The 6,177-nt window shown below is 58.8% G+C and carries 6 protein-coding genes; 4 read left to right on the forward strand and 2 right to left on the reverse strand.

Translation table 11 applies throughout. The features are described from left to right. Positions 1 to 61: 61 nt before the first annotated feature. Together N4A58_RS18270 and yghU are read right to left on the reverse strand one after the other, a co-directional pair. Positions 62 to 1,039, reverse strand: a complete 978-nt coding sequence (locus N4A58_RS18270) for a class 1 fructose-bisphosphatase (protein ID WP_293712361.1) — start codon at positions 1,037 to 1,039, stop codon at positions 62 to 64. A gap of 184 nt (positions 1,040 to 1,223) precedes the next feature. Continuing rightward, complete coding sequence (gene yghU / locus N4A58_RS18275; protein WP_293712364.1) at positions 1,224 to 2,063, reverse strand: glutathione-dependent disulfide-bond oxidoreductase; 840 nt, start codon at positions 2,061 to 2,063, stop codon at positions 1,224 to 1,226. Between the two features lie 322 nt (positions 2,064 to 2,385). On the opposite strand from yghU, the gene N4A58_RS18280 reads away from it, so the two are divergent. From N4A58_RS18280 to N4A58_RS18295, 4 genes are all read left to right on the forward strand, one after another. Continuing rightward, positions 2,386 to 3,366, forward strand: coding sequence for a TRAP transporter substrate-binding protein (locus N4A58_RS18280; protein ID WP_293712367.1), 981 nt, complete (start codon positions 2,386 to 2,388; stop codon positions 3,364 to 3,366). A gap of 61 nt (positions 3,367 to 3,427) precedes the next feature. Beyond that, positions 3,428 to 3,949 (forward strand): TRAP transporter small permease, encoded by a 522-nt coding sequence (locus tag N4A58_RS18285; protein WP_293712370.1) that lies wholly within the window; start codon positions 3,428 to 3,430, stop codon positions 3,947 to 3,949. Continuing rightward, positions 3,949 to 5,226: a TRAP transporter large permease gene (locus tag N4A58_RS18290; RefSeq protein ID WP_293712373.1), complete on the forward strand. Its 1,278-nt coding sequence runs from the start codon at positions 3,949 to 3,951 to the stop codon at positions 5,224 to 5,226. The genes N4A58_RS18285 and N4A58_RS18290 overlap by 1 nt, the downstream gene beginning before the upstream one ends. Before the next feature lie 5 nt (positions 5,227 to 5,231). After that, positions 5,232 to 6,026, forward strand: a complete 795-nt coding sequence (locus N4A58_RS18295) for an NAD(P)-dependent oxidoreductase (protein WP_293712376.1) — start codon at positions 5,232 to 5,234, stop codon at positions 6,024 to 6,026. The last annotated feature ends 151 nt before the right edge of the window (positions 6,027 to 6,177 follow it).

Raw genomic sequence — 6,177 nt, forward strand, 5'->3', positions numbered from 1 at the left:
CCCAAGGCTTGCGGTGATCGAAAGCGCGGCACACCCCAACGGTGCCGCGCTTTTTTGTGCCTTACTTCTCGGCTTCCATGCAGCGCAGATAGGCCTCGACCTCTTCTTTCGCGCCAAAGATCAGGGCCGAATGCTCGTGACCGTCGGTCGCGACTTTGTCGAGGATCGGCTGGTGGCCATCGGTGGCCAAACCGCCCGCGGCCTGCATCAGATAGGCCATGGGCATTGCTTCATAGACCAAGCGCAGGCGGCCGTTCTCATAGCCCTCTCGGCGGTCGCCGGGATACAGGAACATGCCCCCCTGTAGAAGGATGCGGTGCAAATCGCCCACGGCGGCCGCGGGCCAGCGCATGTTGTAGTTCTTGCCGCGGGGGCCGTCCTTGCCTACCAAAATCTCGTCGATATAGGCGGTCATGCCGGCGCCCCAGTGGCGGGCGTTGGATGCGTTATAAGCAATAACCTTGGTAGTTTCGGGCAGTTGCAGGTTTTCGACCGTGACGCGCAGCATGTCGCTGGCGCGGTCGTAGACGGCGATGGTCACGCCTTCGTCCATGGCAAAGCCGAAATCCATCGAGTGTCCGAAGGACGCATAGCCCGCCGCCACGATGGAATGACCGTCCTGCAAGAAGCCTTTGTCCGAGGCCGGTAAAATCGAGAACAACATGCCAAGGATTGCCCCAACGCCGATGCTGCCAGACCCGTCGATGGGGTCGATGGCGACGTCGTAGTCTCCGTCTTCGTTCAGGGTCAGAACTTCTTCGGACTCCTCGGACAGCATCAAGCGCACGCCTGCGGCCTTCAGCACGTCAACCATGTACACGTGGGTGCCCAGATCCAGCGACTTCTGCTTGTCGCCGCTTTCGTTCACCCCAACGATTGCTGCCGGATCCCCATAAAGAGCACCTGCCGCCAGTCGGTCCGCAATAGGCATGAGCGAGTCCGCAATTGCCTTGATGATTTTGGCGGGGCCGCCGCGGCTGGCCAGATAGTCGTCCAGCGGCTGAGCGGTGCAAGCGGTATGGTTGGTCAATTCCAGCATTCGTAACCCTTCGTGAAATGACTTGAGGGGCCACGTGGCTGTGCCCCGAACATCGGTGAGACACTAGCCATAGATCGAGACTGCAACAACTCTGCAATCACGGAAAAAAGATGCTTGCGCACACGTTTAGCGCAACCATCCAAAGGCGTTGGAGGCGGGCGAGTGTGTTGCCCGCCGTTGCAGATCAAAAGCCGATGGCTTTGAAATCCTCTGCGCTGTGGCGCTCGGGCAATTGGCCCTCGCCGGTGCGGTTGACGACACCGCCGCGCTGAACGGCTGGACGGGCAGCCAAATCAGCAGCCCAACGCTGCACGTTCTCGTACTCAGACACGTTCAAGAAAGTGTCCGACCCCTTGTACAAGCGGCCCTCAACAAGGGCGCCGTACCACGGGTAGATCGCCATATCCGCGATGGAATAGTCGTTGCCCGCTACGAATTTGCGGTCGGCCAAATTGGTGTCCAGAACGTGAAGCTGACGCTTGGTCTCCATTGTAAAGCGGTCGATGGCATATTCGATCTTCTCGGGTGCGTAGGCAAAGAAGTGACCAAAGCCGCCGCCCACATAGGGGCCTGCGCCCATCTGCCAGAATAGCCAGTTGAACACTTCGGCGCGTGCGCCAGCTTCTGTGGGTAGGAAGGCGCCGAATTTCTCTGCCAGATAGGTCAGGATCGAGCCGCTTTCGAACACGCGCTGACCGTTCGAGCGGTCTAGCAGGGTGGGAATCTTGGAGTTGGGGTTCAATTCGACAAAGCCGCTGCCGAACTGATCGCCATCGCCGATCTTGATTAGCCATGCGTCGTAGTCGGCTTCGGTGTGGCCCGCTTCAAGCAGTTCTTCCAGTAGGATGGTCACCTTCTGACCATTCGGCGTGCCCATGGAGTAAAGCTGAAGCGCATGGTCGCCGACGGGCAGTTCGACCTCTTTGGTCGCGCCAGAGATGGGGCGGTTGATGCTGGCGAACTCGCCGCCGTTGCCGGGTTCCCAAGTCCAGACGGCGGGGGGCGTGTAGCTGCTGTCGGTCATAATAGATCCTCTTGTTCGAACGCGTTGGCGGGAACTTAGGCATGGAAATCCAAAAAGGGCAGGGGATCGGGCGAAGTTTTCTGTGAGTCCGGGCAGAGCGGGTGTGCAGGTGCCTGAGAACTGGGAAGTAGTCTGTCTGAGGACTTGATTCTTTTGAAAGCTGTAGATTGGCAGTATGTAGTTATTTTTCCTACGGGGCTGACTGGATATAGCCCTTGTTTTGCAGGGGGTGAAAGTGGTTATCCCACCTATTGACAACTCATCATACAATTTGTCATACAAGTTGCCATTGGCGCAGGAGGTGCGCCCAAGGGAGGACACTATGAACAAGATTTTGAAGATTGCTTCTGTTTCCATCGTCGCTCTGACCAGCGCGGCATCCATTGCGCAGGCGGCCGAGTGGCGCGGATGGGCGATCCATCCCGAGGATTATCCGAACACTGTCGCGATGCAGTCCTTTGCGGACCAAGTCGCCGAAGTCACCGAAGGCCGCATCACCCCTACTGTCTATGCCAACGGCATTCTGGGCAGCCAGCCCGACGCGATCGAGCAGGTCCGCAGCGGCGCTCTGGCTTGGGCCAACTTTAACATGGGCCCGATGGGTGAAATCGTGCCCGCGACCAACGTGTTGTCGCTGCCTTTTATTTTCCGCGATGTAGAACAAATGCACCACGCGATGGACGGCGATGTTGGTCAGCAGTTCAGCGACGCGCTGAGCGAGGCGGGCATCGTGGCTCTGTCGTGGTTCGATAGCGGCTCGCGCAGCTTCTACAACACCAAGAAGCCGATCCACACCCCCGCCGACGTCGAGGGTCTGAAGTTCCGCGTCATGAACAACGACCTGTACGTTCAAATGGTCGATCAATTGGGCGGCAACGCGACTCCCATGGCATATGGCGAAGTGTATCAGTCCCTGCAGACAGGGGTGATTGACGGAGCAGAGAACAACTACCCCTCGTATGAGTCCTCGAACCACTACGAGGTCGCCAAGTATTACTCCATCACCAACCACCTGATCTTGCCCGAGTGCCTCTGTGTGGCTGAGTCGGTTTGGGAAGGTGTCTCGGACGAGGATAAAGCTGCGATCAAAGAGGCCGCGATGGAAGCAGCTCAGCTCCAGCGCCAGCTTTGGGCCGAACGCGAAGCCAAGAGCCTCGAGGTGGTCGAGGCGGCCGGTTCCATGGTGAACGAGGTCGAAGATCCTGCGGCCTTCCAAGCGGCGATGGAGCCGATCTACGCGAACTTTATCAGCGCACATCCCGACCTCGAGTCGCTGATCAAGGACATTCAGGCGACTGAATAAGCGCGTATCGGGCCGCATGTCCCCAATGCGTGCGGCCCACCATTCTTCGGGGAAGACCGACGTGGAACACGAACTAGAACACACGGCGCGCGGGCCGGTTTACCGCGTTCTGGCGGCGCTGGCGCAGACCTGTTTGGTGATCGCGGGCGTGCAGCTGGTCACGCTGATCTCGATCTTTGGTTGGCTGGTCTGGGGCCGTTATGTGCTGAACGATACCCCTACATGGGTCGAGCAGCTGGCACTGCTGTTGGTGGTGTGGATCACCTTTCTGGGTGCTGCGGCAGGCGTGTGGAACAAGAGCCACCTGTCCATCGATTTCGTCCGCGAGATGATGCCCGATCCGCTGCGCATCCCCATGCGCTGGATCGCCGTGATCGCTGTCTGTGTGTTTGGCGGGTTCCTTGCGTGGCAGGGCTGGACGCTGGCTGAAAAGACGTGGCCGCGTAGCATCCCCATGCTCGGCATCGCCGAGGGCTGGCGCGCGGTGCCCATGGCGATCTGCGGTGCCCTGACCGTTGTGTTTTCCCTATATCACGTGGGCGAGTTGGCCCGTGGTGACTACAAACTGACAGGAGAGCTCTAGTGGGCCTCGCGGTACTATTCGGAATTTTCGGGCTGGGTCTGTTTTGTGGCATGCCCGTAGCATTTGCGCTGGGTCTGGCTGCGGTGGGCGGCTTTCTGTACGAAGGGCTGCCCCTGTTCATCGGGTTCCAACGCATCTTGTCCGGTGTCTCGGTCTTTTCGCTGCTGGCGATCCCGTTCTTTATCTTTGCGGGCGAGTTGATGATGCAGGGCGGGATTGCGAACCGTCTGGTGCGTCTGGCGTCTTCGGCTGTGGGGTCGGTGCGTGGCGGTTTGGGCGTGGTGAACGTGCTGTCTTCGATGTTGTTCGGCGGCATCTCTGGATCGGCTGTGGCGGATACCTCGGCGCTTGGGTCGATCCTGATCCCTGTCATGAAGGACAAAGGCTACGATCCCGACTATGCGGTGAACGTGACGGTCACGTCATCCGTGGCAGGCATCGTCATCCCGCCCTCGCATAACATGATCCTGTATGCAGTGGCCGCAGGAGGCATGTCAGTTTCCAAGCTGTTCATCGCGGGCATCGTGCCCGGCATCCTGATGTGCTTGTGTCTGGCCTTGGTCGCCTATTGGGTTGCGGTGCGTCGTGGCTATCCGGCAGAAACCTTCCCCGGTTTCAAGGCGCTTGGCGTGGCGACCATCGTAGCGCTGCCCGGACTGATGACTGCGGTGATCATTGTGGGTGGCGTATTGTCCGGCGTGATGACTGTGACCGAGTCCGGAGCCTTTGGCGCGATCTGGGCCATCCTCGTGACCACGCTGGTTTACCGCGAACTTACGTGGCCTGCTTTCAAGCTGGCGGTGATTACCTCGGTACGGACGACAGCGCTGGTGATGCTGCTGGTCGCGACAGCCTCTGCGTTCAGCTATTTGCTTGCGCTGTATCGTGTCCCGGATCTTCTTGGAAATTTCGTTACCGGTATCAGCGATAATCCGTTAATCATCCTCTTGATGATCAATTTGATCCTCTTGGTTCTGGGAATGATTATGGACATGGCCGCATTGATCCTGATCTGTACGCCGATTTTCCTGCCCGTTGCGGTGGGACTGGGAATGGACCCAGTGCAATTCGGTGTGATCCTGATGATGAACCTAGGCTTGGGTCTGTGCACCCCGCCTGTCGGCGCTTGCCTGTTCGTGGGCTGTGTCGTGGGCAAAATCCGGATCGAGCAGGCGGTGAAATCGATCCTGCCATTCTACCTCGCAATTCTGGTGGCGCTGATGCTCGTCACCTACGTGCCGGCGTTCTCTATGTTCTTGCCGAGCCTGATGGAGTGATTTTCATGATGAAACGACTATTAATCACTGGCGCTGCGGGCGGATTGGGCACCATGTGCCGCTCCCGTTTGGCGCATATGGCCGAAACTCTGCGTTTGTCTGACGTCGTGCCTATGGGAGAGGCTGCTGCCAATGAAGAACACGTCGTCTGCGATCTGGCTGATGAGGCTGCGGTCTTTGATCTGGTCAAGGATTGCGACGGGATCATCCACTTGGGCGGTGTATCGGTCGAGAAGTCCTATGACCTGATCGAGGCGGCCAACATTCGTGGTCTCTATAACCTGTACGAGGCGGCGCGCGCGAACGGCATGCCGCGGATTGTGTTTGCGAGTTCGAACCACACGATCGGCTATTACCCGCAGGATCAGCGCCTGTCCGCAGACATGCCCACGCGGCCTGATGGGTGGTACGGTATCTCCAAGGTATTTGGTGAAGCTGTTGCCAGCATGTACCACTCGAAGTTCGGCCAAGAGACGGCGTTGCTGCGCATCGGATCCTGCTTTGAAAAGCCGAAGGATCGCCGGATGATGGCAACTTGGCTCAGCTTTGACGATTTCGTGTCGCTGATGGAGCGGGTGTTCGCGGTGCCGAAACTGGGCTGCCCGATCATCTGGGGCGCGTCGGACAACACCTGCGGGTGGTGGGACAACAGCCATCTCGGGTGGCTAGGGTGGAAGCCGAAAGACGACAGTGAAGTGTTCCGCGAAGAGATTGAGCAGCAGCCCCGCAAGGCAGCTGATGCGCCGGATGTCTTGTGGCAGGGAGGCATGTTCACGGCGGAGCCTGTGCATCGTGACTAGCGGCGTTTCCGCCTCCGGCGGGAGTATTTTTGCAAAGATGAAAGATGGAGCGTTTTGTGGGTTGGCTGTTGAGCTGGCTTGGAGCGCAGAGGAGATGAGAGATGGGATTTGAACCGCACGGCAAGCATTTGGTGGCCGGAGAGTGGGTTGC

Origin of the sequence: Donghicola sp. (assembly GCF_025210255.1) — a bacterium.
Taxonomy (GTDB): domain Bacteria; phylum Pseudomonadota; class Alphaproteobacteria; order Rhodobacterales; family Rhodobacteraceae; genus Donghicola; species Donghicola eburneus.

Bases quoted from the DNA above. Each gene is read 5' to 3' on its own strand.
- N4A58_RS18295 (WP_293712376.1), top strand. From the start codon at position 5,232: ATGATGAAACGACTATTAATCACTGGCGCTGCGGGCGGATTGGGCACC.
- yghU (WP_293712364.1), bottom strand. From the start codon at position 2,063: ATGACCGACAGCAGCTACACGCCCCCCGCCGTCTGGACTTGGGAACCC.
- N4A58_RS18280 (WP_293712367.1), top strand. From the start codon at position 2,386: ATGAACAAGATTTTGAAGATTGCTTCTGTTTCCATCGTCGCTCTGACC.
- N4A58_RS18270 (WP_293712361.1), bottom strand. From the start codon at position 1,039: ATGCTGGAATTGACCAACCATACCGCTTGCACCGCTCAGCCGCTGGAC.